This is a genomic window from Pseudomonas sp. UBA6699 (assembly GCF_002454615.1).
Taxonomy (GTDB): Bacteria; Pseudomonadota; Gammaproteobacteria; order Pseudomonadales; family Pseudomonadaceae; genus Aquipseudomonas; species Aquipseudomonas juntendi.
In genome coordinates this window covers 42,873-43,224 of the sequence record NZ_DKJF01000127.1, presented here as the reverse complement: position 1 = coordinate 43,224, position 352 = coordinate 42,873, and the positions used below count along the sequence as shown (strand labels likewise).

Annotated in this window: 1 protein-coding gene; it reads right to left on the bottom strand. The window is 61.1% G+C overall.

Annotated elements, in window-relative coordinates; translation table 11 throughout:
• Positions 1-18 precede the first annotated feature (18 nt).
• The coding region (locus B3361_RS23380; protein ID WP_414708918.1) for an AMP-binding enzyme at positions 19-352 on the bottom strand (334 nt) is incomplete at its 5' end.

The following is a 352-nucleotide window of genomic DNA, read 5'->3' as shown; positions in this document are numbered from 1 at the left end:
CTACAGGGGTGCGCAGGGTCAGGCGATCTTCTTCAAGCCCTGCTTCTTCAGCTCTTCATCACGCAGTTCGCGGCGCAGGATCTTGCCTACGTTGGTGGTCGGCAGCGCATCGCGGAACTCGATATGGCGCGGCACCTTGTAGCCGGTCACGTTGGCACGCATGTGCTCCATCACCTGCTCCTTGGTCACGGTCATGCCCGGCTTGACCACGATGAACACCTTGATCACTTCGCCCGACTTCTCGTCCGGCACCCCGATGGCCGCGCACTGCAACACGCCAGGCAAGCCGGCAAGCACATCCTCCAGCTCGTTGGGGTACACATTGAAGCCGGAGACCAGGATCATGTCCTTC